Origin of the sequence: Micrococcus sp. H39-S4, from assembly GCF_027158145.1 — a bacterium.
Taxonomy (GTDB): domain Bacteria; phylum Actinomycetota; class Actinomycetes; order Actinomycetales; family Micrococcaceae; genus Micrococcus; species Micrococcus luteus.
The window spans coordinates 13,193-36,865 of sequence record NZ_JAPVLT010000009.1; the positions used below are offsets into that span (position 1 = coordinate 13,193).

19 protein-coding genes, 2 tRNA genes and 2 pseudogenes are annotated in these 23,673 nt (G+C 74.3%); 6 read left to right on the forward strand and 17 right to left on the reverse strand.

Going from position 1 to position 23,673, the window contains the following annotated elements; genetic code table 11:
- The 9 genes and pseudogenes from O3T09_RS09455 to O3T09_RS09495 all read right to left on the reverse strand — a co-directional run bounded on the left by O3T09_RS09455 (position 1) and on the right by O3T09_RS09495 (position 7,044).
- Positions 1–606: a DedA family protein gene (locus O3T09_RS09455; protein WP_060775810.1), complete on the reverse strand. Its 606-nt coding sequence runs from the start codon at positions 604–606 to the stop codon at positions 1–3.
- A complete protein-coding gene (locus O3T09_RS09460) occupies positions 603–1,652 on the reverse strand; it encodes a pseudouridine synthase (protein ID WP_044659053.1) in 1,050 nt (349 codons plus the stop codon). The genes O3T09_RS09455 and O3T09_RS09460 overlap by 4 nt, the downstream gene beginning before the upstream one ends.
- Before the next feature lie 56 nt (positions 1,653–1,708).
- Positions 1,709–2,170: an AMP-binding enzyme gene (locus O3T09_RS11895; protein WP_406924915.1), complete on the reverse strand. Its 462-nt coding sequence runs from the start codon at positions 2,168–2,170 to the stop codon at positions 1,709–1,711.
- Positions 2,168–2,731, reverse strand: a pseudogene (locus O3T09_RS11900) (AMP-binding protein); the annotation flags it as partial. The gene O3T09_RS11895 and the pseudogene O3T09_RS11900, both read right to left, overlap by 3 nt.
- Before the next feature lie 73 nt (positions 2,732–2,804).
- Positions 2,805–3,284, reverse strand: a pseudogene (locus O3T09_RS11850) (AMP-binding protein); the annotation flags it as partial.
- Positions 3,281–3,748 carry a MaoC family dehydratase gene (locus O3T09_RS09480; protein ID WP_020625414.1) on the reverse strand — a complete coding sequence of 156 codons (468 nt, stop codon included), beginning with the start codon at positions 3,746–3,748 and terminating at the stop codon, positions 3,281–3,283. The pseudogene O3T09_RS11850 and the gene O3T09_RS09480, both read right to left, overlap by 4 nt.
- Before the next feature lie 21 nt (positions 3,749–3,769).
- Positions 3,770–4,525 (reverse strand): 3-oxoacyl-ACP reductase FabG, encoded by a 756-nt coding sequence (fabG, locus tag O3T09_RS09485; RefSeq protein WP_020625413.1) that lies wholly within the window; start codon positions 4,523–4,525, stop codon positions 3,770–3,772.
- Between the two features lie 55 nt (positions 4,526–4,580).
- Entirely contained in the window at positions 4,581–5,795 is a 1,215-nt protein-coding gene (locus tag O3T09_RS09490) for an acetyl-CoA C-acetyltransferase (protein ID WP_020625412.1), read from the reverse strand.
- A gap of 46 nt (positions 5,796–5,841) precedes the next feature.
- Complete coding sequence (locus tag O3T09_RS09495) at positions 5,842–7,044, reverse strand: acyl-CoA dehydrogenase family protein (protein WP_036316076.1); 1,203 nt, start codon at positions 7,042–7,044, stop codon at positions 5,842–5,844.
- A gap of 177 nt (positions 7,045–7,221) precedes the next feature.
- On the opposite strand from O3T09_RS09495, the gene O3T09_RS09500 reads away from it, so the two are divergent.
- Positions 7,222–8,484, forward strand: coding sequence for a PucR family transcriptional regulator (locus tag O3T09_RS09500; protein ID WP_020627988.1), 1,263 nt, complete (start codon positions 7,222–7,224; stop codon positions 8,482–8,484).
- Here O3T09_RS09500 and O3T09_RS09505 read toward each other — a convergent pair.
- From O3T09_RS09505 to O3T09_RS09525, 5 genes are all read right to left on the reverse strand, one after another.
- Positions 8,474–9,724, reverse strand: coding sequence for a glucose-1-phosphate adenylyltransferase family protein (locus tag O3T09_RS09505; RefSeq protein WP_044659051.1), 1,251 nt, complete (start codon positions 9,722–9,724; stop codon positions 8,474–8,476). The genes O3T09_RS09500 and O3T09_RS09505 overlap by 11 nt on opposite strands.
- A 77-nt stretch (positions 9,725–9,801) precedes the next feature.
- Positions 9,802–10,743 (reverse strand): DNA-formamidopyrimidine glycosylase family protein, encoded by a 942-nt coding sequence (locus tag O3T09_RS09510; RefSeq protein WP_044659050.1) that lies wholly within the window; start codon positions 10,741–10,743, stop codon positions 9,802–9,804.
- A gap of 14 nt (positions 10,744–10,757) precedes the next feature.
- Positions 10,758–11,270 (reverse strand): VOC family protein, encoded by a 513-nt coding sequence (locus O3T09_RS09515; protein WP_069941965.1) that lies wholly within the window; start codon positions 11,268–11,270, stop codon positions 10,758–10,760.
- 137 nt (positions 11,271–11,407) lie between these two features.
- Complete coding sequence (locus O3T09_RS09520; RefSeq protein ID WP_144825678.1) at positions 11,408–16,456, reverse strand: ATP-dependent helicase; 5,049 nt, start codon at positions 16,454–16,456, stop codon at positions 11,408–11,410.
- Positions 16,453–16,911 carry a 23S rRNA (pseudouridine(1915)-N(3))-methyltransferase RlmH gene (locus O3T09_RS09525; protein WP_174232859.1) on the reverse strand — a complete coding sequence of 153 codons (459 nt, stop codon included), beginning with the start codon at positions 16,909–16,911 and terminating at the stop codon, positions 16,453–16,455. Before O3T09_RS09525 ends, O3T09_RS09520 begins: the two co-directional genes overlap by 4 nt.
- Before the next feature lie 105 nt (positions 16,912–17,016).
- Here O3T09_RS09525 and O3T09_RS09530 point away from each other — a divergent pair, with 105 nt between their 5' ends.
- Positions 17,017–18,105, forward strand: a complete 1,089-nt coding sequence (locus O3T09_RS09530) for an alpha/beta hydrolase (protein ID WP_102708780.1) — start codon at positions 17,017–17,019, stop codon at positions 18,103–18,105.
- A gap of 66 nt (positions 18,106–18,171) precedes the next feature.
- Here the strand turns inward: O3T09_RS09530 and O3T09_RS09535 are convergent.
- Positions 18,172–18,262: transfer RNA gene (locus O3T09_RS09535), tRNA-Ser, on the reverse strand.
- Positions 18,263–18,336: 74 nt separating this feature from the next.
- Positions 18,337–18,843, reverse strand: a complete 507-nt coding sequence (locus O3T09_RS09540; protein ID WP_044659043.1) for a nucleoside deaminase — start codon at positions 18,841–18,843, stop codon at positions 18,337–18,339.
- Between the two features lie 83 nt (positions 18,844–18,926).
- Here O3T09_RS09540 and upp point away from each other — a divergent pair, with 83 nt between their 5' ends.
- From upp to O3T09_RS09555, 3 genes are all read left to right on the forward strand, one after another.
- The gene (gene upp, locus O3T09_RS09545; protein WP_069941749.1) at positions 18,927–19,562 is read left to right on the forward strand and encodes a uracil phosphoribosyltransferase; all 636 of its coding nucleotides are present in this window, start codon (positions 18,927–18,929) and stop codon (positions 19,560–19,562) included.
- Positions 19,563–20,036: 474 nt separating this feature from the next.
- Positions 20,037–20,825: a winged helix-turn-helix domain-containing protein gene (locus O3T09_RS09550; protein ID WP_036316068.1), complete on the forward strand. Its 789-nt coding sequence runs from the start codon at positions 20,037–20,039 to the stop codon at positions 20,823–20,825.
- 70 nt (positions 20,826–20,895) lie between these two features.
- Positions 20,896–21,420 carry a SixA phosphatase family protein gene (locus tag O3T09_RS09555; RefSeq protein WP_002854135.1) on the forward strand — a complete coding sequence of 175 codons (525 nt, stop codon included), beginning with the start codon at positions 20,896–20,898 and terminating at the stop codon, positions 21,418–21,420.
- Positions 21,421–21,499: 79 nt separating this feature from the next.
- Here the strand turns inward: O3T09_RS09555 and O3T09_RS09560 are convergent.
- A tRNA-Arg gene (locus O3T09_RS09560) sits at positions 21,500–21,573 on the reverse strand.
- Positions 21,574–21,817: 244 nt separating this feature from the next.
- Here O3T09_RS09560 and O3T09_RS09565 point away from each other — a divergent pair.
- Positions 21,818–23,662 (forward strand): phosphoenolpyruvate carboxykinase (GTP), encoded by a 1,845-nt coding sequence (locus O3T09_RS09565; RefSeq protein ID WP_144879285.1) that lies wholly within the window; start codon positions 21,818–21,820, stop codon positions 23,660–23,662.
- Positions 23,663–23,673 lie beyond the last annotated feature (11 nt).

The following is a 23,673-nucleotide window of genomic DNA, read 5'->3' on the forward strand; positions in this document are numbered from 1 at the left end:
TCACCCCTTCCGGCCCCGGCGACGGTGGGCCATGATCCCCGCGATCATCAACCCTGCAAGGGTACCGAACACCATGCCGACCACCGCGGACGCCCACCACGGCAGGCCGGTGGCCCGGCCGGTGATCCAGCCGAGCCCCACCATGGACCCGGACCACGCAAGCGAGCCCGCCCCGGACAGCCACAGGAACACGGGCCAGCGGATCCCGCCGATCCCGGCCGCCGCCATCGACGCCGTCCGCCCGCCCGAGACGAACCGCAGCACGGACAGCCCCGCCAGGCTGCCCGCCGGGCCCACCCGCACCAGCAGGCTCCGGATCCCCCGGTGGATCCGACGCCACCACGCCCAGCGGTCCAGGCGGTCGGCGAGGCCGTGGCGGAACAGCGCGTAGAGGCCGACGTCCCCGGCCCAGCAGCCCAGCCACGCCGCCAGCACCGCGGCCACGGGGGAGACCCGGCCCTCGGCCGCGAGCGCCCCCGAGCCGATGACCACCACCTCCGACGGGACGGGCGGGATCGGGGCGTCCAGGGCCACGAGGAGCGCGGTGAGCGGGTGGAACCACGCTCCGAGCGCGTCCATCAGGGCGGCCGGGTCCCCGCCTGTCACCGCGGTCGCTCCTGCAGCTCGGCGGGGGAGGTGAACTCCCGCTCCTCGCCCGTCACCGGGTCCGTGAAGCGCAGCGACCGGGAGAGCAGCTGCAGGGGACGCGTGACGTCGTCCGGGGCGAGGTCGAGCAGGTCCGGGTAGAACGGGTCGAACGCGATGCCCAGGCCCAGGGCGGCCAGGTGGATGCGCAGCTGGTGGGTGCGGCCCGTGCGCGGGGTGAGCCGCAGGTGCGCCACGCGCCGCCCCGCCAGCGTCCCGGCGGAGACGCCGACGCCCAGCAGCTCCACCCGGGACTCCGCGTTCGCCCCGGCGTGGGGCCGGTTCGACCGCCGGGTCCGCACCGGCGCGCCCGCCCGGCGTCCCGAGGCGGCCGGCGGGATCTCCTCCACCACGGAGCGCAGGATCCCCTTGTCCTTGCGGATCCGGCTGCGCACGGTCAGCGGGAATCGCCCCAGGACGGGGTCGGCCGGGGCGCCGGGGCGGCGGGCGCCGTCGTCGGGGGCGTCCGGCAGGAGCGCCACGGCCTCGTAGGTCTTGGCCACGGCACGCCGCTCGAAGAGCAGGTGGTAGGCGCCGCGGGTGGCCGGGTTCGCGGAGAACATCACGACGCCGGCCGTCGCCCGGTCGAGCCGGTGCAGGGGCACGAGGTCATCGAGGCCGAGCTCGTTGCGCAGCCGCACCAGCGCGGTCTCCTGGACGAAGCGGCCGCCCGGGGTGGTGGGCAGGAAGTGCGGCTTGTGGATGACCACGAGGTGCTCGTCGCGGTGCAGGAGCGTGTGCGTCACGGGCAGCGGGGCCTCGTCGGGGACGTCCCGGTAGTACCAGAGGTCGTCGTGCACGCCGAGCGGCGTGTCCGCCGGGATGGGGGCGCCGTCCGCGGCCACGACCTGCCCGGAGGCGAAGCGCCGCCGGATGCCGTCCGGGTCCACGTGGCCGAAGCGGTCCAGGACGTACTCCTGGACGGACGCCCAGGGTCCGGAGGCGGGCAGGCGCAGGCGGGTCGCGTTGACGCCGTTACGCAGGGGAAGGGGGGAGGGGACGGCCACGTTCCCGATTCTCCCAGGAGGGGAGGACAGGGAAGCGCGGCCGTCGTCGCGGGCGGCTACGGCGTCGCGGAGTGCGACTCGGGGGAGGCCGGCTCGGCCAGCGTGGTCGCCAGGTCCCGCTTGCGGATCTTGCCGGTGGCGGTCTTGGGGAGGCTGTCCACCACGACCACCTCGCGCGGGTACTTGTACGCCGCCAGGGAGACCTTGGCGTGCTCGATGACCCCCGCCGGGGTCACGCTCATGCCCGGCCGGGTGCTCACGACCGCCACCACCTCGCTGCCGAGGGAGGGGTGCGGACGCCCCACCACGGCCACCTCGGAGACCGCCGGGTGCGTGGCGATGACCTCCTCCACCTCGCGGGGGTACACGTTGTACCCGCCGCGGAGGATGAGCTCCTTCTTGCGGTCCACCACGTAGATGAACCCGTCCTCGTCCCGGTACCCCATGTCCCCGGTGCGCAGCCACCCGTCCACGAGGGTGGCCGCCGTGGCCTCGGGGTTGCGGTAGTAGCCCTTCATGATGGTGGGGCCGCGGAAGAGCAGCTCCCCCACCTGGTCCTCCCCGGGGCCGAGCAGGTGTCCCTCCGCGTCCACCACGCGGCACTCGGTGCCCCACAGCGGCTTGCCGATGGACATGACGCGGCGCTCCTCCCGGGAGACGTTCACCGCCACCGAGCTGGTCGACTCGGAGAGGCCGTACCCCTCCAGGATGGTCGCCCGCGGGAACTTCGCCTCGAAGCGCCGCAGCACCTCCTGGGGCAGGGCCGAGCCTCCGGAGACCACCTGGCTCACGGACGAGAGGTCCCGCCCGGTGTCGGGGTCCTCCACCATGCCGATCAGCATGGTCGGCACGGCGGAGATGCGGGTGATCCCGTGGCGCTCCACCAGGTCGAGCGCGGCGGCGGCGTCGAAGCGGGGGAGCAGGACCATGGTGCAGGCGTGGCGGACGCAGATGTTCAGCACGCTCGTGAGCCCGTACACGTGGAAGAAGGGCAGCACGGCCAGGACCACGTCGTCGGGCCGGATCGGGATGCGCGCGCCGGAGACCGTCGTGTTCATGTAGATGCCGAAGTGGGTGAGCTCGGCGCCTTTGGGGGGGGCCGGTCGTGCCGCTCGTGTAGATGATCACCGCGGTGTCGTCGGCCTGGGTGGGGGCCATGTCCACCGAGGGGCCGGGGGCCAGCAGCTCCGCGAAGTCCCGGGTCCCCGCGGGCCGCTCCCCGGCGCCCGTGGAGACCACGTACACCGTCGGACCGCCGTCGGACCCGCCCGCCTGGGCCGCGCCCTTGACCGCCGCCTCGGCCGCCGTATCCACGGTGATGAGCACGGCCGTGTCCGAGTCGGACAGGTGATGGGCGATCTCGCGCGGCGTCAGCAGGGGGTTGAGGGGGACCATGACGAAGCCGGCACGGACGAGGCCGAAGTAGGCGAACAGGAACTGCGGGATGTCCGGGAGCTGCACCGCCACCGAGGTGCCCGGGGCCAGGCCCAGCCCGCTGAGGTTCGCGGCCACCAGGTCGGCGGCGGCGTCCACCTCCGCGTAGATCCAGGCACGGTCGCCCAGGATCACGCAGGGGCGGTCCGGGTGCTCGGCGGCGCTCTCGCGCAGGAGCACGGAGATGTTGAACGTCATGACGCGTCCTTTCCCGGGCGGAGGAGGAAGAGCGAGTCCGACACGCAGGCCGGCTTCGCCACTCCCTCGATCTCCACGGTGGTGGTCACCATGGCCAGCGCCCCCTGGGGGCCGCGGTCCAGGCGGGTGAGCTCGGCGCCGGCGCGGATGCGCGCGCCGACGGGGGTCGGATGGGGGAAGCGGACCCGGTCCGATCCGTAGTTGACGACCATGGCCATCCCCTCCACCCGGTAGATCTCCCGCACCATCGAGGGCAGCAGCGCGAGGGTGAGGAAGCCGTGGGCGACCGTCGAGCCGAAGGGTCCCCGGGCCGCCCGCTCGGGGTCCACGTGGATCCACTGGTGGTCGTCGGTCGTGTCCGCGAACAGGTCCACCTGCTCCTGGGTGACGGTGCGCCAGCGGCTGTGGCCCAGGTGGGTGCCCACGGCCCGCTCGAACTCGTCCAGTCCGTCGAAGGTCTGCATGGCGTTCTCCTCGTGGGGGGCTCAGGCCTTGGGTCCGCCGGCCACGTAGAGGACCTGGCCCGAGATGAAGGAGGCCTCCTGGCGGGCGAAGAAGGAGGCCGCGGCGGCGATGTCCTCGGGGGTGCCGGTGCGGGCGACGGGGATCTGCTCCGCCGCCTTGGCCACGTACGTCTCGTAGGGGACGCCGATCCGCTCGGCGGTGGCCCGGGTCATGTCCGTCTCGATCAGGCCCGGCGCGATGGCGTTCACCGTGATCCCGAAGCGGCCCAGCTCGATAGCGACGGACTTGGTGAAGCCCTGGATCCCGGCCTTGGCCGCGGCGTAGTTCGCCTGCCCCCGGTTGCCCAGCGCGGACGTGGAGGAGATGTTCACGATCCGCCCCCACCCCTGCTCCGTCATATGGCGCTGGGCGGCGCGGGTCATGAGGAAGTGCCCGCGCAGGTGCACGTCCATCACCGTGTCCCAGTCCTGGGCGCTCATCTTGAACAGCAGGTTGTCCCGGAGCACGCCCGCGTTGTTGATCAGCACGGCGGGCGCACCCAGCTCGGCGACGACGGCGTCCATCACCTGGGCGACCGACTCCTCCCGGGCGACGTCGGCGGCGAAGGCGCGGGCCGTCCCGCCGGCCTCCTCGATCTGCCCGACGACGTCGGCGCACGCCTCGGCCGAGAGGTCGACGGCGGCGACGGCGAAGCCGTCCTCCGCCATGCGTCGGGCCAGGGCGGCGCCGATGCCGCGCGCGGCTCCGGTGACGACGGCGATGCGGGGCTCGGTCATGGGGTTCCTCCGGGAGGGTCGGTGCGGGTGCGGGTGCGGACGGGGCGGGAAGGACTCAGGACAGGCGCTCGATGACCATCGCCATGCCCTGGCCGCCGCCGACGCACATGGTCTCGAGGCCGATGTGCTTGTCGTGCTCGCGCAGCGAGTTCAGCAGGGTGGCGGTGATCCGGGCTCCGGTCATACCCCAGGGATGGCCCAGCGCGATTGCCCCGCCGTTGACGTTGAGCTTGTCCAGGGGGATCCCCAGGTCCTCGGCGGAGGGGAGCACCTGCGCCGCGAACGCCTCGTTGATCTCCACGAGGTCGACGTCGTCGATGCTCATCCCGGCCCGCGCCAGCGCCTGCCGGGACGCCTCCACGGGGCCCAGGCCCATGATCTCGGGAGAGAGGGCGGAGAGGCCCGTGGACACGATCCGGGCGAGCGGGGTCAGCCCCAGCTCGGCGGCGCGAGTGTCGCTCATGACGACGAGCGCCGCGGCGCCGTCGTTGAGGGGGCAGGCGTTGCCGGCGGTGACGGTGCCGTCGGGCCGGAAGACGGGGTTCAGCTGGGAAACGGCCTCGAGCGTGGTGCCCGCGCGCGGGCTGTCGTCCCGGGTGACCCGGATGCCGTCGGGCAGGACGAGCGGGGAGATCTCCCGGTCCCAGAAGCCGGAGGCCTGGGACTTCTCCGTGAGCTGCTGGGAGCGCACGGCGTACTCGTCCTGGGCCTGGCGGGAGACGCCACGCAGCTGCGCCACGTTCTCAGCCGTCTGGCCCATGGCGATGTAGACGTCCGGCAGCTCGCCCTCCTCGGCGGGGTCCGTCCACACGGGGGCGTCGCCCTCGGCCCGGCGGGCCGAGCGCTCCCACGCGGAGCGGAACGCCGGGTTGCGGGTGTCCTCGTCGGAGGCGCCGCGGTCCAGCCGGCTGGCCGACTCGACGCCGGCGGAGACGAACACGTCCCCCTCCCCGGCGCGGATGGCGTGGAACGCCATGCGGGTGGACTGCAGGCTGGATGAGCAGAAGCGGGTGATGGTGGTGCCGGGCACGGAGGGCAGGCCGGCCAAGACCGCGACCACGCGGCCGAGGTTGCCGCCCTGCTCCCCGCCGGGGGCGCCGCAGCCCAGGATGAGGTCCTCGACCTCGGCGCGGTCCAGCTCGGGGACCCGGTCCAGGGCGGCGGTGACCATCTGGGCGGCCATGTCGTCGGCGCGCAGGTCGCGGAGGGACCCCTTGCGGGCGCGGCCGATGGGGGAGCGGACGGCGGAGACGATGACGGCTTCAGGCATGGTGGTGCTCCTTCGGGAAGGGGGGCGGGGAGAGGGCGGGGAGGTCTCAGGCGAAGGCCGACACGCCGGTGATGGCGCGGCCGACGATCAGCGACTGCATGGAGTCGGTGCCCTCGTAAGTGTAGACGACCTCCATGTCCGTCAGATGGCGGGCGACGTGGTTCTCCAGCAGCAGCCCGTTCCCTCCCAGGATGTCCCGGGCCATGGAGGTCACCCGGCGGGCCTGGCGCGCGGCCGACATCTTCGCGAGCGAGGCCATCGGGCCGGTCAGGCGACCCTGGTCCTGCAGCTCCAGGAGGCGGAAGCACGTGAGCTTGATGTTGGTGACGTCGGCCAGCATGGTGGCCAGCTGCCCCTGGACCAGCTGGTGGCCGGCGATCGGCTTGCCGAACTGGACGCGCTGCCCGGCGTAGGCGACGGCGGCCTCGTACGCGGCGACGGCGTGGCCGAGCGTCTCGACGGCCACGCCGCCGCGGGTCGTGCTCAGGACGCGGTTGACGTCCTTGAAGGAGGAGCAACCGGGGAGCCGGTCCGCCTCGGGGATGCGCAGGCCGGAGATCACGATGTCCGGCTGGAGGATCGCGCGCTTGCCGATCTTGCCGGTGATCACGGTCGGCTCGAAGCCGGCGGGGAACTCCGTGTCCGGCTCCCGCTCCAGCACGAACGCCTTCACCTGGCCGTCGGCCACGTCGCGGGCGTAGATGACGATGACGTGGGCGTAGGAGGCGTTGCCGATCCAGCGCTTCGCGCCGTCGAGCACCCAGGTGTCGCCCTCTCGGCGGGCGGTGGTCTCGAGGGCCACCGAGTCGGACCCGTGGTCGGGCTCGGTGAGCGCGAAGGCGCCGATCATCTCCATCCGGGCCATCCGGGGCAGCCAGCGCTCCTTCTGCTCGTCCGAGCCGAAAGCGTTGATCGAGCCCATCGCCAGCCCGGAGTGCACCCCGAAGAAGGTGTTGAAGGATCCGTCCCCGCGGGCCAGCTCCATCGACACCAGGGCTCCGGCCATGCGGCTCATGCCGGGGCAGCCGTACCCCTCGATGACGGTGCCCGCCACGTTCAGCTCCGCCAGCTTGGGCACGAGCTCGAACGGGAACTCGGCGCGCTCCCAGTAGTCGTTGATGACGGGCATGAGCTCGGCGTCGACGAACGCGCGGACGCGGTCGCGCACCTCGCGCTGCTCCTCCGTCAGCTCGTCGTCGAGGAGGTAGATGTCGTGGTCGGGCAGGACGCCCGAGCGGGTCTCGCTCATGTCGGCTCCTCTGGGGGGGCTCGGGTGGGATGGGTCCGGGTGCGGACGAGGTCTCCGCCCACCGTATGACCGGCGCCACAGTGGCACTATGGGCACGGAGCACAGAGTCGGTTGTGCAGCCAGGACACGAGTCCCGCCCGGCCGGACGCCGCCGGCGGGGGCGGCGAGGAGGACGGCATGGTGCAGGAGGCAGGGGTCCCCGAGGAGTCCGGGGACGCGGAGCGCCGTCTGCGGGAGGCCTGGTCGGCGCTGCTGGAGGACGCCGACCGGATCGCCGACGAGATCGCCGCCGCCACGCTGGGCGGCGACCAGGGCGGGGCGTGGTCCACGCCGGAGCTGCGGGCCAGGCTGCGTCGTAGCACGCGGGAGCACGTCCGTCGGGGCCTGCGGGGCCTGGCCGGCGTGCCCTCCGGGGAGGGCGCGGGAGGGCGCCTGGTCGACACGTGGCGGGCCACCGGCGTCGAGCGCGCCCGCCAGGGGGTGCCCCTGGAGACCGTGATCTCCACCTACACCTCGGGCAACCGGCTGCTCTGGGAGGAGCTGGGACGGCGGGTCCGCGAGGGCAGGCTCGACATCACGACCGAGGAGCTCCTCGAGGCGGGGCGCCGGCTGTGGGAGGACCTGAGCGTCACGGGCGAGGTCCTCAGCGCCGCCTACCGGCGGGAGACCGCGCGCCTCACCCTGCGCGACCTGCGCCGTCAGGAGGACTGCCTGGCCGGGCTGCTGGAGGGGAAGGGCGCGGACCCCGTCTACGCGGAGCAGGCCGAGGAGATCCTGGGCGTCCGGGCGACCGCCCCCCTCGCCTGCGTCGTCGCCCTCGCCGAGGACCCGGGGAGCGACGTGCTCCATCACCCCGAGGACCGCATGGGGCGACTCGGGGCGACGTCCCGCTGGGCTGTGCGCGAGGGGGCGCTCTACGGTGTCGTCGAGCCTCCCTCGACGGACGAGGAATGGCTCACGGAGGCGCTGGGCCCGCTGGTCGAGGGCCAGGTGGGAGTGGCCTGGGCCCGGCAGGGGATCCCCGAGACGGCGGCGGCGTTCCGGCTGGCGACGCGGGCGGCGCACACGCTCCCGCCGGGCGAGCGGCGGCTCGCCTGGGCCTCCCATCGGCTGCCGGAGGTGCTGCTGGAGTCCAGCCCGGAGGTCGCCGCGCTGCTGGTGGAGGAGGTGCTGGGACCGCTCCGGGCGCTGCCCGCGGACCAGCGCGCCACTCTGATGGAGACCCTGCGGGCGCTGCTGCGCCGCTCGGGCTCCGCGACCCTCGCCGCGGAGGACCTGATCTGCCACCGCAACACCGTCATCTACCGCACCAAGCGCCTGGTGGAGCTGACGGGGTGCAGCCTGCAGGACCCGCGGGGACGCCTGATGCTGGAGCTGGCCGTGCTCGCCGCAGACCGGGCCGGCGGGCCGGTCCGGAGGGCGCGGCCGATCAGTCCCTGACGGGGGCGCCCGAACCGGTGGTCTCGTCCGAGGAGGCGGGCCCGCGCTCGCCCGGCTCGAGGACCACGACCTCGTCGGCCGGCTCCGCGCGCCCCGTGGCGCCCTCGGCCGGGATGGCGGCGCCGACGTCGGCGATCACCGTGTCCAGCACCGCGCCCGAGGGCACCGTGCACTCGCCCAGCAGGATGCTCCCGCGCACCACGGCGCCGGCCTCGACCACCACGCTGGGGCCCACGACCGAGTCGGTCACCTCGCCCGCGATCCGGCAGCCGGGGCTGAGCAGGGAGCCGGTGACGGTCGCCTCGGGGGCGACCCAGGCCGGCGGAGCGGCGTGCGGATTGGTCAGCAGCGGCCAGCCTTCGGCAGCGACGTCCAGGCCGGTGCCGTCGAGGATCTCCCGGTGGGCGCGGACGTACGCGTCCAGGGTGCCGATGTCCCGCCAGTACCCGACGAGGCGGTGCTCCCGCACGCGCCCCCGCGCCACGAACGCCGGGATGATGCTCTCCCCGTAGTCGCCGAGGGAGGAGCCCACGGGGTCGCCGTCCTCATCGGTCTCGCCCTCGTCCTTGGTGGCCGCCTCGTCCTCGCCCGCCACGAGGTCGCCGACCACCTCGGAGAGCGCGGCGACGTCGAACACGAACACCTCGGTGGCCACGAGCGTGCCCGCCGGGTCCTCCGGCTTGTAGGCGTAGTCGGTCACGGCGCCGTCGTCGTCCACCTGGACGACGCCGAAGCGCGAGGGGTCCTCGTCCGTCTCGGTGGTGACCACGGTGAGCTCGGCGCCGGAGCGGGTGTGCTCGGCCAGCACGGGGCGCAGGTCCAGCTGGTACAGGTGATCGGCGGAGAGCACGACGACGGTCTCGGCGCCGAACTGCTCCAGCAGCGGCAGCTGCTGGGCGATCGCGTGGCCGTTGCCGCGGGCGAAGCCCTCCTCGGCGCGGCCCTGCGCGGGGGGCAGGAGCCGCAGGCCGTGGCGGGTGCCGTCGAGATCCCACGGCCGGCCGCCGGCCAGGTGCTGGTTGAGCGTGAAGGGGCGGTACTGCTCCACGACCCACACGTCCCGCAGGCGCGAGTGGGCCAGGTTGGACAGGACGACGTCGATCAGCCGGTACTGGCCCGCCAGCGGCACCATCGGCTTGGCGCGGGCCGCGGTGAGCGGCATGAGGCGGCCGCCGGTGCCGCCGGCCAGCACGAGCGCGACGACGGCGCCCTCCGGGTCCTTCGGGAACGGGTCGGCCATGACTTCTCCTCGGGTCGGGGGCGGGTTCAGCGTAGGGAACGGGGACGACACGCGGCCACCGTTGGGGCGCGTCCGGCTCAGCGCTGGCAGTGCGGGCACCACCACAGCCGCCGCGCATCGTCCTCGGGGGAGCCGTAGTCCTCCTGGCGGACGGGGCCGCGGCAGCGCAGGCACGGGGTGCGGTCGTGCCCGTAGACCCAGTACGACGGCGTCCCCCCGCCACGCGCGCCGGGCGTCCGGCCGGGTGCCGTGTCGGGTGACGGACCGGCCGGGACCAGCACCTCGACCCCGAAGGGTCGCGCCGGGTTCGGACGCACGCCCGTGGTCCGGCGCCGGGCGCCCGCGGCGGGGGCGGCGGGCGGGACGTTGGCGCGCAGCAGGTCCCGGGCGAGCAGCACGAGTCCGGCGACGTCCTCGACCTCGCCGATCGGCCGGTGCGGGTCGATACCGGCCAGCAGGAGGGTCTCGCAGCGGTAGATGTTGCCGATCCCGGAGACGAGCCGCTGGTCGAGCAGGGCCAGGCCGACCGGCCGCTCGGGCCGGGCCGTGAGCCGCCGCACGCCCTCGGCGAGCAGCGCGGCGCCGTCGTCGGGCGTGTCCCAGGCCGGGTCCAGCAGGTCGGGGCCGAGGTGGCCGAGGACGGCGGCCTCGTCGGCGGTGGGCACGAGGGTGAGCAGGCCCAGCTGGGCGCCGAGCACGCGGTGCTCCGCCGTCTCCAGCACCGCCCGCACCTGCCAGGCGGGGGCGCCCCACCGGGCGTCGATGGCCGAGACGAGCCAGCGGCCCTCCATCTTCAGGTGCGAGATCAGGGTGAGCGGACGGGCCCCGGGGCGGGCCGTGGGCGGGGTCAGCCGCATCAGCAGGTACTTGGCGCGCGGCAGGACCTCGGCCACCGTCCAGCCGGTCAGGTCCGCGGTGGCGTGGCGGGGCACGCGCAGATCCGCGTGCGTCAGGACCCGGCCCTCGAGCACGGGGCGGAGCCGGTGCGCGACGCGGACGAGGGAGTCGCCTTCAGGCACGGGCCGTCACCGGCTCAGGCCGCGTTGAGCTGCCAGGTCACGCCGAAGCGGTCCCCGACCCATGCGAAGCGGCGGGAGAAGCCGTCGTCGTCGGGCGGCATGCAGTCACGGCCGCCGCCGGCGAGGAGCGCGTCGTGGATGGCGTCCACCGCGGTGGCGTCCGGCAGCTCGACGAACAGGCTGATGGCCGGGGTGAACGTGAACCCGTGCGGGGTGAAGGAGTCGAAGAAGCGCAGCCGCTGGCCGGCGATCTCGAGCTCGCCGTGCAGGACCTTGCCCGCCCAAGCGGCGCCGCGCGGGGAGGATTCGTCGAAGAGGTCGCGGCGGACCTCGGTGACCGGCAGGTGCTCCACGAACGCGGTGAGGTAGGCGTCCATGGCCGCACCGGCGTCACCCTCGAACAGGAGGAACGGGGTGACGGAAGGGTCCGAGGGGTGCGGCAGGGAGTCCTCCAGGGCCTCGGGGGCGGGGGACGTGCCCGTGGGGGCGGTGCCCACGTCCTCGGGCGGGGCGGCGTCGATGCTCATGGGCCGAACCTACCCCCGGGCCCCGCCTCCGCGACAGGGCCACCCCGGGCAACGCGGGTTGAGTTGTCGCGGGTGTCCGACGGCGGGACCCGTGACAACTCAACCCGCGTTGCGGACGGGCGGACGGGCGTGGGTTCTCAGTTCCGGAACCGAATGCCCGATGGGCTCGAGTAGAACCCCGCGGCCAGCAGCGCCTCGGCCAGCGGCGTGCCGAGCACGGGCCCGCCGTTGACCTTCTCCAGGCTCAACCGCTCGGTGCGGCCGGTGCGCAGCGCCCACACGAGCGCCTCCGCCGCGGCCCGCAGCTCGCCCGGATCCTCCGTGAACGCGAGCAGCGTGCGCCCGCCGCGCTCCATGTAGAGCGCCAGCCGCCCCGCGATCAGCACGACGACGGCGCCCGCCTTCCGGCCCGGGCGATGGCCCGTGGGCACGACGCCGTCCGGCCCGGCCGGCACGGACGGCCAGTCCAGCGCGGCGCCGTAGGGATTCGCCGGATCCGTCGCGGCCAGGGCGAGCGCGAGCGGGGCGGTGTCGACGGCGGCGTCCTCCTCGTCCCGCTGGAACCCGCGCAGCCGGTCCACGACGGCGCCGGTGGAGAACTGCGCGCCGCCCAGCCCGTCGACGAAGTGGCCGCGGCGCACCTGGCCCGCGTCCTCCATCCGGGTGAGCAGCCGGTACTGCCCCGCGAATCCGCCGGGGACCTCCTCGGCCACCACGGAGCCGCGCGTGATCACGCCGTACCGGTCCAGCAGCAGCTCGGCGGTCGCGTGGGCGCGGATCGTGGGGTCCTGCTCGGCGGCGGGCAGCAGGGACCAGCGGCCGGCCGAGCGGGCCTGCTCGGCGGCCGAGAGCCCGACGGTCCCCGCCGTGAGGCCGGCCGAGCCCCGGGCGCCGCCCTCGGGCGAGGTGAGCCCCGCGTACCGGCCCCGCCCGCGCACCCCGGCCAGCCGCCCGCCGAGCCCGCGCCCGGCCGCCGCCCCCGCGGCCCCGCCCGTCCGCGCGGTGCGGGCCCGCGGCGTCTGTCGGCCGGTGCGGTGCGCGGTCTTGCCGAGCGAGAGCAGGCCGCGGACGGGGGCGAACGTGTCGTTGCCGACCCGGCCGTCCCACACCAGGCCCCACAGCGCGGCCAGCACCGCGGGGCCGCGGGCCAGGTCGGCCGGGTCGCGGTGCGGGTCGGGGCCGACCGCCCGGCCTGCGCCACCCGCGTCGCCGCCCGCCGCCTGCACCGCCCGCACCCGCTCCACGAGCTGGGGGAAGAACCAGGCCCCGCCGCCGGCGAGCACCTCGAGCACGGCCGCGCGCAGGGCGGCGTCGGCCGGCGTCTCCTCCGCGGGCTCGGGCAGGCGCAGCGTGAGGTCCACGGCGTCGGCGGGGTGCAGGGCCACCCAGCCGTCGTTGCCGGTGGCCTCCCCGACGCCCGACCACACGTACTCGCCCGTGGCCAGCAGCTCGTCGAGCAGGGCGGGGGCGTAGTCCCGCACGCGGGCGGGCAGCACGAGGGATTCCCACGCGCTCGCGGGCAGGGGCGTGCCGGCCAGCTGGTCCAGGACGGTGGCCACCCCGTCCACGCCCTCGAGCGTGGCCGGCGGCCGCCAGGCCCCGTCGCGCCCCGTCCGCGGCCGCAGGTGCTGCCAGTCGGCGAGGAACCGGGCGTAGGCGGCCTGGTCCACCGGCTCGACCTCGGCGCGCAGCGCGGCGAGGGAGCGCATGCGGATCCGCCGCAGCACCTCGGCGTCGCACCACTCGGCGTCCAGGCCGGTGGCTCCGGGGGTGCCCTCCGGCCGGAACGCGCCCGTGCTCACGCGGCGCTCGGTGGCCAGGCGCTGCAGCACCGAGAGCACGACGGCGCCCCCCAGCCCCAGCGCAGCCCCCGCCTCGGCGGCGGTGAAGGGGCCGTGGGTGCGGGCGTAGCGGCCCACGAGGTCCCCGAGCGGGTCGTCGACCGGGTCGAGGAATGCGGTGGGCACTCCGTGCGGGATCGGCGTGCCGAGCGCGTCCCGCAGGCGGGCGGCGTCCTCGACGGCGGCGAACCGCTCGACCCCGTCCTGGCGCAGGCGGAACGCGCGGCCGGCGCGCTCGAGCTCCGCCAGCATCCCGGCGACGGCGTCCTCGTCCGCGGCCTCCTCCGCCTCCCCCTCGGCCCGTGTGCGCCGCGCGGCCTCGGCGACGGACAGCGGTCCCAGCAGGCGCAGCAGGTCCGCCACGCCCTCGACCCCGCGGGCGCGCCGGTCGGGCGCGAGCCGCTGCAGCTGGGCCTCGACCTCCGCGATGACCTCGGCGTCGAGCAGCTCGCGCAGCTCCTCCGTGCCCAGCAGCTCGGACAGCAGCGCGGGGTCGAGGGAGAGCGCGGCGGCGCGGCGCTCGGCCAGCGGGGAGTCGCCCTCGTAGATGAACTGGGCGATGTAGCCGAACAGGATGGACTGGCTGAACGGCGAGGGTGCCGTCGTCGTGACCTCCACGAGCCGGACGGCCCGTGAGGACACCCGCCCCGCGAGCTCCTTGAGCGCCGAGAGGTCGTAGACGTCCTGGAGCACCTCGCGCACGGTCTCCAGGATCACGGGGAACCGCGGGTGCTTCCGTGCCACGTCCAGCAGCTGCGCGGACCGCTGCCGCTGCTGCCACAGGGGGGTCCGCCGCCCGGGGTCACGGCGCGGCAGCAGCAGGGACCGGGCCGCGTTCTCCCGGAACCGGGCGGCGAACAGCGCGGACCCGCCGACCTCCGCCGTGACGATCTCGTCCAGCTCCTCGGCCGTGAACTCGAACAGCTCCGCGCCCGGCGGCTCCGCGTCCATCAGGGGGATGCGCAGCACGATCCCGTCGTCGGCCGCCATCGCCGCGCCCGAGCCGGTCTCCAGCCCGTACCGCTGCGCCAGCCGCGCCCCCACCGCGAGCGCCCACGGGGCGTGCACCGCCATGCCGTAGGGGGAGTGCAGCACCACGCGCCAGTCGCCGAGCTCGTCCGTGAACCGCTCCACCACGAGCGTCTGCTCGGTGGGCAGCACCCCGGTGGCCTCGCGCTGGTCCTTCAGGTAGGCCAGGAGGTTGTCCTGCGCCCACGGGTCCAGGCCTGCGGCGGCCAGGCGGGTGCGGCCGGCCTCGGGGTCCGCGTCCAGCTCGCGGCGGAAGCGCCCGACGGCGTCGCCCAGCTCCGCCGGCCGGCCCGCGGCGTCGCCCCGCCAGAACGGGAGCTTGCCGGGCTGCCCGTAGGCGGGCAGCACCAGGACGCGGTCCGCGGTGATGTCCACGATGCGCCAGCTCGTGGCGCCCAGCAGGATGACGTCCCCCACGCGGGACTCGTAGACCATCTCCTCGTCGAGCTCGCCGACCCGGCGCCCGCCGGAGCGGGCCGAGCCCGCGGACGCGGTGCCCGCCGACTCGGCCGTGTCCCCGGCCGCCGCGCCGCCGGGGGTGCCGTCCGCGCCGCCGTCGGAGGCCAGGAACACCCCGAACAGGCCGCGGTCCGGGATGGTGCCGCCCGAGGTGACCGCCAGGCGCTGGGCGCCGGGGCGGGCGGCGAGCGTGCCGTTCTCCCGGTCCCACAGGATGCGCGGGCGCAGCTCGGCGAACTCGTCCGAGGGGTAGCGGCCGGCCAGCAGGTCGAGCACGGACTCGTAGGCGGAGAACGGCAGCGTGGCGAACGGCGCGGACCGGCGCACGAGGTCGAACCACCCCTGTGCGTCCAGGTCCGCGACGGCGACGGCGGCCACGGTCTGCTGGGCGAGGATGTCCAGCGGGTTGGCGGGGATCCGCAGCGACTCGATGCGCCCGGCCGTCATGCGCTCGGCCACGACGGCGGTGTCCACGAGGTCGCCCCGGTGCTTGGGGAAGAACACGCCCCGGGAGACCTCGCCCACCTGGTGGCCGGCACGGCCCACGCGCTGCAGACCGGAGGCCACCGAGGGCGGCGACTCCACCTGGATCACCTGGTCCACCGCGCCCATGTCGATGCCCAGCTCGAGCGAGCTCGTGGCCACGACGCAGCGGATCTGGCCGGTCTTCAGCGCCTCCTCGACGATGGCGCGCTGCTCCTTGGACACGGAGCCGTGGTGGGCGCGGGCGAAGTCGGAGACGGTGCCCGATCCGGTGCCGGTCTGCCCGGCCACCTGGGCGGGGCCGTGGAAGCCGGTCGGGTCCGGTGTGCGGAAGCCGGGGACGGCGTCCGGGTGCTCGGCCGCGGCGGCCGCCTCGGCGCGGGCCTCCCAGATCTCGTTGAGCCGACCGGTGAGGCGCTCGGCCAGGCGCCGGGAGTTGGCGAACACGAGCGTGGAACGCCGCTCGGCCACCAGGTCCACGATCCGCTCCTCGACATGCGGCCAGATGGACCCGCCCGTCACCGCGCCCTCGTCGCCGAGCCCGCCCGTCGAGGAGCCGGGCCCCAGGTCGTGGGCTGCGGCGGGGGAGGAGAGGTCCGTCAGGTCCGGCACCGGCACCGTGACCGTCAGGTCCCAGCGCTTGGCCGAGGCGGGCCGCACCACCGTCACCGGCTGCGTGCCGCCGAGGAACCGGGCCACCTCGGCGGCCGGCTCGACCGTGGCGGACAGGCCGATCCGCTGCACCGGCGTGTCCAGCAGGGCGTCCAGGCGCTCGAGGGAGACGGCCAGGTGGGCGCCGCGCTTGGTCCCGGCCACGGCGTGCACCTCGTCCACGATCACCGTGCGGACCCCGGCCAGCGCCGCTCGGGCCTGCGAGGTGAGCATGAGGTACAGCGACTCGGGCGTGGTGATGAGGATGTCCGGCGGATCCTGCTGCAGGCGCCGCCGCTCGGCCGCCGGGGTGTCCCCGGAGCGCACACCCACCCGCACGCGCGGCACGGGCCTGCCCTGGTGCGCGGCGGTCTGCGTGATGCCCACCAGCGGGGCCCGCAGGTTCCGCTCCACATCCACGCCGAGCGCCTTCAGCGGCGAGACGTAGAGGACGCGGGTGGCCGCCGTCCCCTCGGTGGCGGGCTCGCGCACGAACGAGTCGAGCGCCCAGAGGAAGGAGGAGAGGGTCTTGCCCGAGCCGGTCGGCGCGATCACCAGCGCGTGCCGCCCCGAGGAGATCGCGTCCCACGCGCCGAGCTGGGCCGGCGTCGGGGCCTCGAACGCGCCCGTGAACCAGGCGCGCGTGGGCTCGGTGAACCGGCCCAGGACGACGTCGGCCGCGGGCGTGGCCGAGCCCGCTGCGGTCTCCGCGGGCCCGCTCATGCGTGGTGGTACGGTCGGCCGGCGGAGATCTCCTGGGCTCGGTAGACCTGCTCCGCCAGGATCAGCCGCACGAGCTGGTGCGGGAAGACGAGCGGGGACAGGGACCAGACGCGGTCCGCGCGGGCGTGGACCCGGGCGTCCACCCCGTACGCGCCTCCGATCACCATCGTCACCGGGGCGCCGACGTCGAACCGGCTCTGCAGGTGCCGCGCCAGACCCGGCGAGTCGAACGCCGTCCCCCGCTCGTCCAGCAGGATCAGGTGCTCGTCCGCGCCGACCGCGCCCAGGATCCGGTCCGACTCCTCCGTGCGCGCCGCCTCCTCCTGCCGCGCGGAGTGCGGCAGCAGACGCCACGAGAGGTCGTAGGGCTTCTTGAGGCGCCGCTCGTAGCGGTCGATCCCGTCGACGACCCACGCCTCATGCTTCTTGCCGATGGCCAGCACCCGAACAGACATGGCCCCATGATCGCACCGGCCGCGGACACGGTACGGGGGTCGGCCCCCGCCGCTCGGTTACGCTCGCCGGGGCGGGGTGCCTGGCTCCGCACCGGAAGGGGGCCCATGACGTCGACCGCACGGTCCCCGCGGGTGTCCCGCCGCGCCGCGCTCGGCCTCGGGGTCGGCGCCCTCGCGGTGGGCGGGGTGGCCGTCGTCACCGACCTGGCCGGCGCGACCGCCGGGCCGCTGGGCGCCAACGCGCCGGCCCTATACGGCATGCGCAGCTCCACCGGGCACACGTACGCGGCCCTGCCCGGGCGCGCCGGACGCATCGACGTGCACCGGCCGCCGGGCCAGGGCCCGTTCCCGGTCCTCGTGTGGAACGCGGGCTCCGGCTGGCGCAGCGATCGCGGCTACAGCGACGGTGTCGACGTCGCCCGCGGCCTGGTCCCGCACGGCTACGCCGTCGCCGCGTTCTCGGTGCGCAGCTCCAAACAGGGCACGTTCCCCGCCCAGGTGGAGGACGCGACGGCGGCGGTCCGCTGGGTGCGGCGCAACGCCCCGGGCCTGCAGCTGGACGCGGGGCGGGTGGCCGTGGCCGGCTCGTCGTCGGGCGGCTGGAACGCCCTCATGGCCGGCCTCACGGGCGGACAGGACCTGGACCGCGAGCAGGTGCCGCTGCCCGGCCGGGAGGTGCCCGACGGCGGCCACGCGATCCCGGAGGAGGACCGCGTCCACGCGATCGTGGACTTCTTCGGCCCCACGGACTTCCTGACGATGAACCGCCAGATGCTCCCGGGCGCGTGCGCGGACTACAACCGCGCGAACCGGCTGAAGCACTGCCACCTCGACGACCGCAGCACCAAGTCGGACATGCTGGGGGTGCCGGTCCTGGCCTCGGGCGGCCTGACCCGGCTGGCCTCCCCGATCGCGCACCTGCGCCCGGACTCGCCGCCCCTGCTGGTCGTCCACGGGCGCAAGGACGTCACGGTGCCGTGGGGGCAGAGCCTCGAGCTGTACCGGGCCGCCGAGGCCGCCGGACTGCGCACCGCGTTCTACTCGGTGGCCGAGGGTGGCCACGACCTGGGCATGATGACCGCGAAGACCCGCAGCGCGGAGGTGCTCCGCAACGGTGTGCCGGCCAGCGCCGTGCACGCCTCCATCTCGTGGTCCGCGGTGGCCTCGTTCCTGGACGCCGTCCTGCCGCGCTGAGGCGGCGGCCGGACCCGCCCCGGCATGGCGAAAGCCCGGGAGCGCAGGGCTCCCGGGCTTCACATCTGGCGGTGACGGTGGGATTTGAACCCACGGTACGGGGTTACCGTACACAGCATTTCGAGTGCTGCACCTTCGGCCGCTCGGACACGTCACCAGACCAGAACACCCTACCCGAGCCGTGGCGGCGCGCCCAAACCGGCCGCCCGCCGTCGTCGGGCACGGGCGCGTTCAGTCGCGCTGGGCGGCGAAGAACCCCCGCAGCAGCGCCGCGCTCTCCTCGGAACGGACGCCGGCGCGGACCTGCACCTGGTGGTTGAAGCGGGGGTCGCGGACCACGTCCAGCACCGAGCCGCACGCGCCCGCCTTCGGGTCCCACGCCCCGAATACGACGCGCGGGATGCGGGCCAGCAGCAGCGCACCGGCGCACATGGGGCAGGGCTCGAGGGTCACCACGAGGGTGCAGTCCGTCAGGCGCCAGCCGTCGCCCGCCCCGGCGGCGGCCCGCAGCTCCGCCCCGCGGCGCAGAGCGAGGACCTCGGCGTGGGCGGTGGGGTCGTGGTGCTGCTCGCGCTCGTTCCCGACGACGGCCAGGACGGTCCCGTCGCCGGCCACGAGGGCGGCACCGATCGGCACGTCGCCGGCCGCTCCGGCCGCGCGGGCGGCCCGGAGGGCCAGGCCCATCCACACGTGCTCCTGCTCGGCCGTGGGCGCGGGGGAGGGGACGGGGGCGGACACGCGGCCAGCCTAGCGGCGGTGTCGGCGCCCCCGCGGGCACGGGGACGGGCGGAGGGGCACGCGTGGGCGGTACCGTGGGCGCCATGCGCGTCCACATCGTCGACCACCCGCTCGTGGCCCACAAGCTCAGCGTCCTGCGGGACAAGAAGACCCCGTCCATGATCTTCCGGCAGCTCACGGAGGAGCTCGTGATGCTGCTCGCCTACGAGGCGACGCGCGACGTGGCCATGGAGGAGGTGCGGATCGAGACCCCGGTGACCGCGACCACCGGCTTCCGCCTGGCCCGCCCGCGTCCGCTGGTCGTGCCGATCCTGCGCGCGGGACTCGGGATGCTGGAGGGGATGACCAAGATGGCGCCGTCCGCCGAGGTCGGGTTCCTCGGCATGGCCCGCAACGAGGAGACGCTGGACATCGTCACCTACGCGGAGCGGCTGCCGGCCGACCTGTCCGGGCGTCACGTGTTCGTCCTGGACCCCATGCTGGCCACGGGAGGCACGCTGATCGAGGCCATCCGCTTCCTCTACCAGCGCGGCGCGGCGCGGGTCACCTGCCTCTGCCTGCTCGGAGCGCCCGAGGGCATCGAGCGGTTGGAGGCCTCGCTGGGCGACGTCGAGGTGGACCTGTACCTGGCCGCCGTCGACGAGCGCCTGGACGAGCGGTCCTACATCGTCCCCGGCCTCGGTGACGCCGGCGACCGGCTCTACGGCCTGGCGGAATGACCTGATCGGACCTCCGCGTCCGCCGCGAGACGACCACGGTCCCCGCCCCCACCGGGCGGGGACCGTGGTCGTCTCACGGGAGCGTCTCCGGCGGGGACGTCAAGCGGAGCCGCGAATGTGTCGTCCATTTAGTGGACGTCATGGCCCGCTGTGACCCGTCATCATCGCGTCATATGGAATGCCTGGAAGTCGCCTGCATAAATATTCCGCATAATCACTCGTCCTGTGGCGCGTCCTGCCGTGTTGAACAATGAAAGAGTCACGCGGGCGAGCCGACCGTCCTCGCGACGCTATTCCGATCCGCGAATAGTGATGTTGAGCACATTCAGGACTCTTCTTCTCAAATAATGAGACAAAAGTGCGAACGTTACTTGCCAGTCCCCTCGGTGAAGTCACATTCTTGTCATGTGACGCCTCGTCCGCCGCACCGACCGAGCGGTGGAGGGGCCATGAGCCGAAAGAGGAGTGGTGGCCATGGGTCAGTCCGCCGGATACGTGCACATCTCCGTCCGCAACGCGCAGCGCCGGGCCGACGGCATGTCCCGCCGAGGCCAGGCCCGCGCAGGCCTGCGCCTGGCCGGTGGCACCGACGCCCCCGACTCCCAGACGGCGCCGACGCCGGTCCTGGCGCCGAACGGCATCCCGGGTCCCCAGGCGGTGGCCCGGGAGAACGAGGCCCGTGGGTTCGTCATCTACGTGGGCATGGACGAGCTGGCCGCCTCGGCCGCCGGCACCTCCCTCACGCGGCTGGCCAATGAGCTGCGCCACTACGTGGAGTCCCTCGTCCCCGGGGCGGAGTCGCACGCCGCCGTCGCCCTGGCCCCCGCCGGCGCGGAGGGCCGCGACATCGAGGTCGTGCGCCAGGTGCTCGGCGACCCGACCGTGCAGGGCGGCACCCGTCCCGACCTGGCGCAGGCGCCGGCCCCCGTGTCCACGCGCCAGCCCGGTGTGCTGATCGACCTGTCCCGGCGCGAGGTGCAGCTGGACGGTGAGTCGCTGAACCTCACCTTCAAGGAGTTCGAGCTCCTGAACTACCTCGTGGAGAACGGCGAGCGCACCGTCGGCCGCGAGGAGCTGCTCGACGCCCTGTGGCGCAACGCCGACGAGGTGCCCAACGAGCGCACCATCGACGTGCACATCCGCCGCCTGCGCGCCAAGCTCGGCCGCCTCGCGAACACCGTGCGCACCGTGCGCGGCCAGGGCTACCGCTTCTACCGCCACCCCGAGGTGGTCGTGTGGGCGGCGCCGGAGTACAGCATCTGACCCGCGCCCGCCCGTGTCCGACGACGGCCCCCGCTCACCCGAGCGGGGGCCGTCGCCGTAGCCTGGCCGCATGAGCACCGCCGACGCGAAGACCCTGATCGTCCTCCGGCACGCCAAGGCCGGCTGGCCCGACGCGGCCGACGACCATGCCCGCCCGCTCGCCGAGCGAGGCCACGCCCAGGCGCCCGCCGCCGGCGACTGGCTCCGCGAGCACGACCTCGTCCCGGACGCCGTCGTGTGCTCCGATGCGCTGCGCACCCGTCAGACGTGCGTGTGGGTGTGCGAGCGCCTGGGCGAGCTGGCACCCACGCCCTACCTGGACCCGCGGCTCTACGGCGCCGACGCGGCGCGGGCCCTGGCCGTCGTCAACGAGACGGAGGAGACCACGCGACGGCTGCTGGTGGTGGGCCACATGCCGTGGGTGCAGGAGCTGGGCATGCGGCTGATGAGCCTGGACTCGGACCAGGACGCGGCGCTGCGCATGAGCGAGCACTACCCGACGCTCGGGATGCAGGTGTTCCGGGTGGAGAAGCCGTGGGCCGAGCTCGACGGCCGCGACGCCGCCCTGACGCACTTCGTGGTTCCGGGGCGCTGACCTCCGCGGCGGCGCGCGTGGCAGAGGCGCGCCGACATGACGAAGGCCCCGCTCCAGCAGGAGCGGGGCCTTCCGATCGTGCGCCCAAAGGGATTCGAACCCCTGACCTTCTGTTCCGTAGACAGACGCTCTATCCAGCTGAGCTATGGGCGCATCATCCGATCCGCCGGAGCGGCTCGAACTCGTAGAACACTACAGGACCTCTCCGGCGAAGTGCAAATCGACGGTCTGCGGTGGTCTGAGTCGGGGGTGTGGCGGGGGCGCGGCCATGATAGCCGGGCTCGGGTACCATGGCAGGACCGTGCGGCCACAACGATGTGGTGCGCGCTTCGGCGGTGCACGCATCGGAGTGGACGGGACGGAACGGCCCCGGACCCCAATGGGAGGACTCTCCACCATGGCTGACAACGCCACCACCTCGTTCGCGGATCGCGCCCTGGCGGACGCGCCCACGGACTACGCCCAGCTGCGCGAGTGGGTCGCTCAGATCGCAGAGCTGACGCAGCCGGACTCCGTCCAGTGGGTCGACGGCTCCGAGGAGGAGCGCGACCGTCTCGCGGACGAGCTCGTGGCGGCGGGCACCCTGACCCGCCTGGCCGAGGACAAGTTCCCCCACTCCTTCGCCGCGTTCTCCGATCCCGCCGACGTCGCCCGTGTGGAGGACCGCACCTTCATCTGCTCCGAGAAGGAGGAGGACGCCGGCTTCACCAACAACTGGATGGACCCGGCGAAGATGCACGGGATCCTCGACGACGCGTTCACCGGCGCCATGCGCGGCCGCACCATGTACGTGATCCCGTTCGTGATGGGCCACCTCGACGCCGAGGACCCGAAGTACGGCGTGGAGATCACCGACTCCGCCTACGTGGTCCTGTCGATGCGCATCATGGCCCGCATCGGCCAGGACGTGCTGGACAAGATGTCCCGCGAGCAGGCCTTCTACGTGCCGGCCGTGCACTCCGTGGGCGCCCCGCTGGAGCCGGGCGAGCAGGACGTGCCGTGGCCGTGCAACGAGACCAAGTGGATCGTGCACTTCCCCGAGGAGCGCTCCATCTGGTCCTTCGGCTCCGGCTACGGCGGCAACGCCCTGCTCGGCAAGAAGTGCTACGCGCTGCGCATCGCCTCCGTGATGGCCCGGGACGAGGCCTGGCTCGCCGAGCACATGCTGATCCTCAAGCTGACCAACCCCGAGGGCCGGTCCTACCACATCACCGGCGCCTTCCCCTCGGCCTGCGGCAAGACCAACCTCGCCCTCATCGACCCCACGATCGAGGGCTGGAAGGCCGAGACCCTGGGCGACGACATCACCTGGATCCGCGCCGGCAAGGACGGCGAGTTCCGCGTGATCAACCCGGAGACCGGCTACTTCGGCGTCGCCCCCGGCACCGGCTGGTCCACCAACCCGAACGCCATGCGCGCGATCTCCAAGGGCAACTCCATCTTCACCAACGTCGCCCTCACCGACGACGGCGGCGTGTGGTGGGAGGGCATGACGGACGAGGTCCCCGAGCACCTCACCGACTGGCGCGGCAACGACTGGACGCCCGAGTCCGGCACCCCGGCCGCCCACCCGAACTCCCGGTTCTGCACGCCCATCGAGCAGACGGACATGCTGGCCGACGAGTACCGCGACCCGCGGGGCGTGAAGCTGGACGCCATCCTGTTCGGCGGCCGCCGCAAGACCACCGTGCCGCTGGTGACCGAGGCCTTCGACTGGGAGGACGGCATCCTCAAGGGCGCCACCCTCTCCTCGGAGACCACCGCGGCCGCCGCCGGTGCCGTGGGCGTCGTGCGCCGCGACCCGATGGCCATGCTGCCGTTCCTCGGCTACGACGCCGGTGACTACCTGGCCCACTGGGTCAGGGAGTCCGGCAAGGCCGACCCGGAGAAGCTGCCGCGCATCTACCTGGTCAACTGGTTCCGCCGCAACCGCGACGGCGGCTTCGCCTGGCCCGGCTTCGGCGAGAACTCCCGCGTCCTGAAGTGGGTCGTGGAGCGCCTCGAGGGCAAGGCCGAGGCCGAGGAGACCCCGATCGGCCTCGTGCCGGCCGCGGGCTCGCTCGACCTGTCCGGCATCGAGGTGTCGGCCGAGGACCTCGAGGACGCCCTCAAGGTCGACGCCGCGGAATGGGCCGAGGAGAACGAGCTCATCGAGCAGTGGCTCGGCCGGTTCGGCGAGTCGCTGCCCGCCGTCGTGCGCGAGCGCTTCGAGGCGCAGAAGGCCCGGTTCGCCCAGGCCTGACCGGCCCGGCC

Excerpts from the sequence above, each read along its gene's own strand:
- O3T09_RS11895 (WP_406924915.1), bottom strand. The coding sequence starts at position 2,170 with ATGAAGGGCTACTACCGCAACCCCGAGGCCACGGCGGCCACCCTCGTG.
- O3T09_RS09480 (WP_020625414.1), bottom strand. The coding sequence starts at position 3,748 with ATGCAGACCTTCGACGGACTGGACGAGTTCGAGCGGGCCGTGGGCACC.
- fabG (WP_020625413.1), bottom strand. The coding sequence starts at position 4,525 with ATGACCGAGCCCCGCATCGCCGTCGTCACCGGAGCCGCGCGCGGCATC.
- O3T09_RS09490 (WP_020625412.1), bottom strand. The coding sequence starts at position 5,795 with ATGCCTGAAGCCGTCATCGTCTCCGCCGTCCGCTCCCCCATCGGCCGC.
- O3T09_RS09495 (WP_036316076.1), bottom strand. The coding sequence starts at position 7,044 with ATGAGCGAGACCCGCTCGGGCGTCCTGCCCGACCACGACATCTACCTC.
- O3T09_RS09500 (WP_020627988.1), top strand. The coding sequence starts at position 7,222 with ATGGTGCAGGAGGCAGGGGTCCCCGAGGAGTCCGGGGACGCGGAGCGC.
- O3T09_RS09505 (WP_044659051.1), bottom strand. The coding sequence starts at position 9,724 with ATGGCCGACCCGTTCCCGAAGGACCCGGAGGGCGCCGTCGTCGCGCTC.
- O3T09_RS09515 (WP_069941965.1), bottom strand. The coding sequence starts at position 11,270 with ATGAGCATCGACGCCGCCCCGCCCGAGGACGTGGGCACCGCCCCCACG.
- O3T09_RS09520 (WP_144825678.1), bottom strand. The coding sequence starts at position 16,456 with ATGAGCGGGCCCGCGGAGACCGCAGCGGGCTCGGCCACGCCCGCGGCC.
- O3T09_RS09525 (WP_174232859.1), bottom strand. The coding sequence starts at position 16,911 with ATGTCTGTTCGGGTGCTGGCCATCGGCAAGAAGCATGAGGCGTGGGTC.
- O3T09_RS09530 (WP_102708780.1), top strand. The coding sequence starts at position 17,017 with ATGACGTCGACCGCACGGTCCCCGCGGGTGTCCCGCCGCGCCGCGCTC.
- upp (WP_069941749.1), top strand. The coding sequence starts at position 18,927 with ATGCGCGTCCACATCGTCGACCACCCGCTCGTGGCCCACAAGCTCAGC.
- O3T09_RS09550 (WP_036316068.1), top strand. The coding sequence starts at position 20,037 with ATGGGTCAGTCCGCCGGATACGTGCACATCTCCGTCCGCAACGCGCAG.
- O3T09_RS09555 (WP_002854135.1), top strand. The coding sequence starts at position 20,896 with ATGAGCACCGCCGACGCGAAGACCCTGATCGTCCTCCGGCACGCCAAG.
- O3T09_RS09565 (WP_144879285.1), top strand. The coding sequence starts at position 21,818 with ATGGCTGACAACGCCACCACCTCGTTCGCGGATCGCGCCCTGGCGGAC.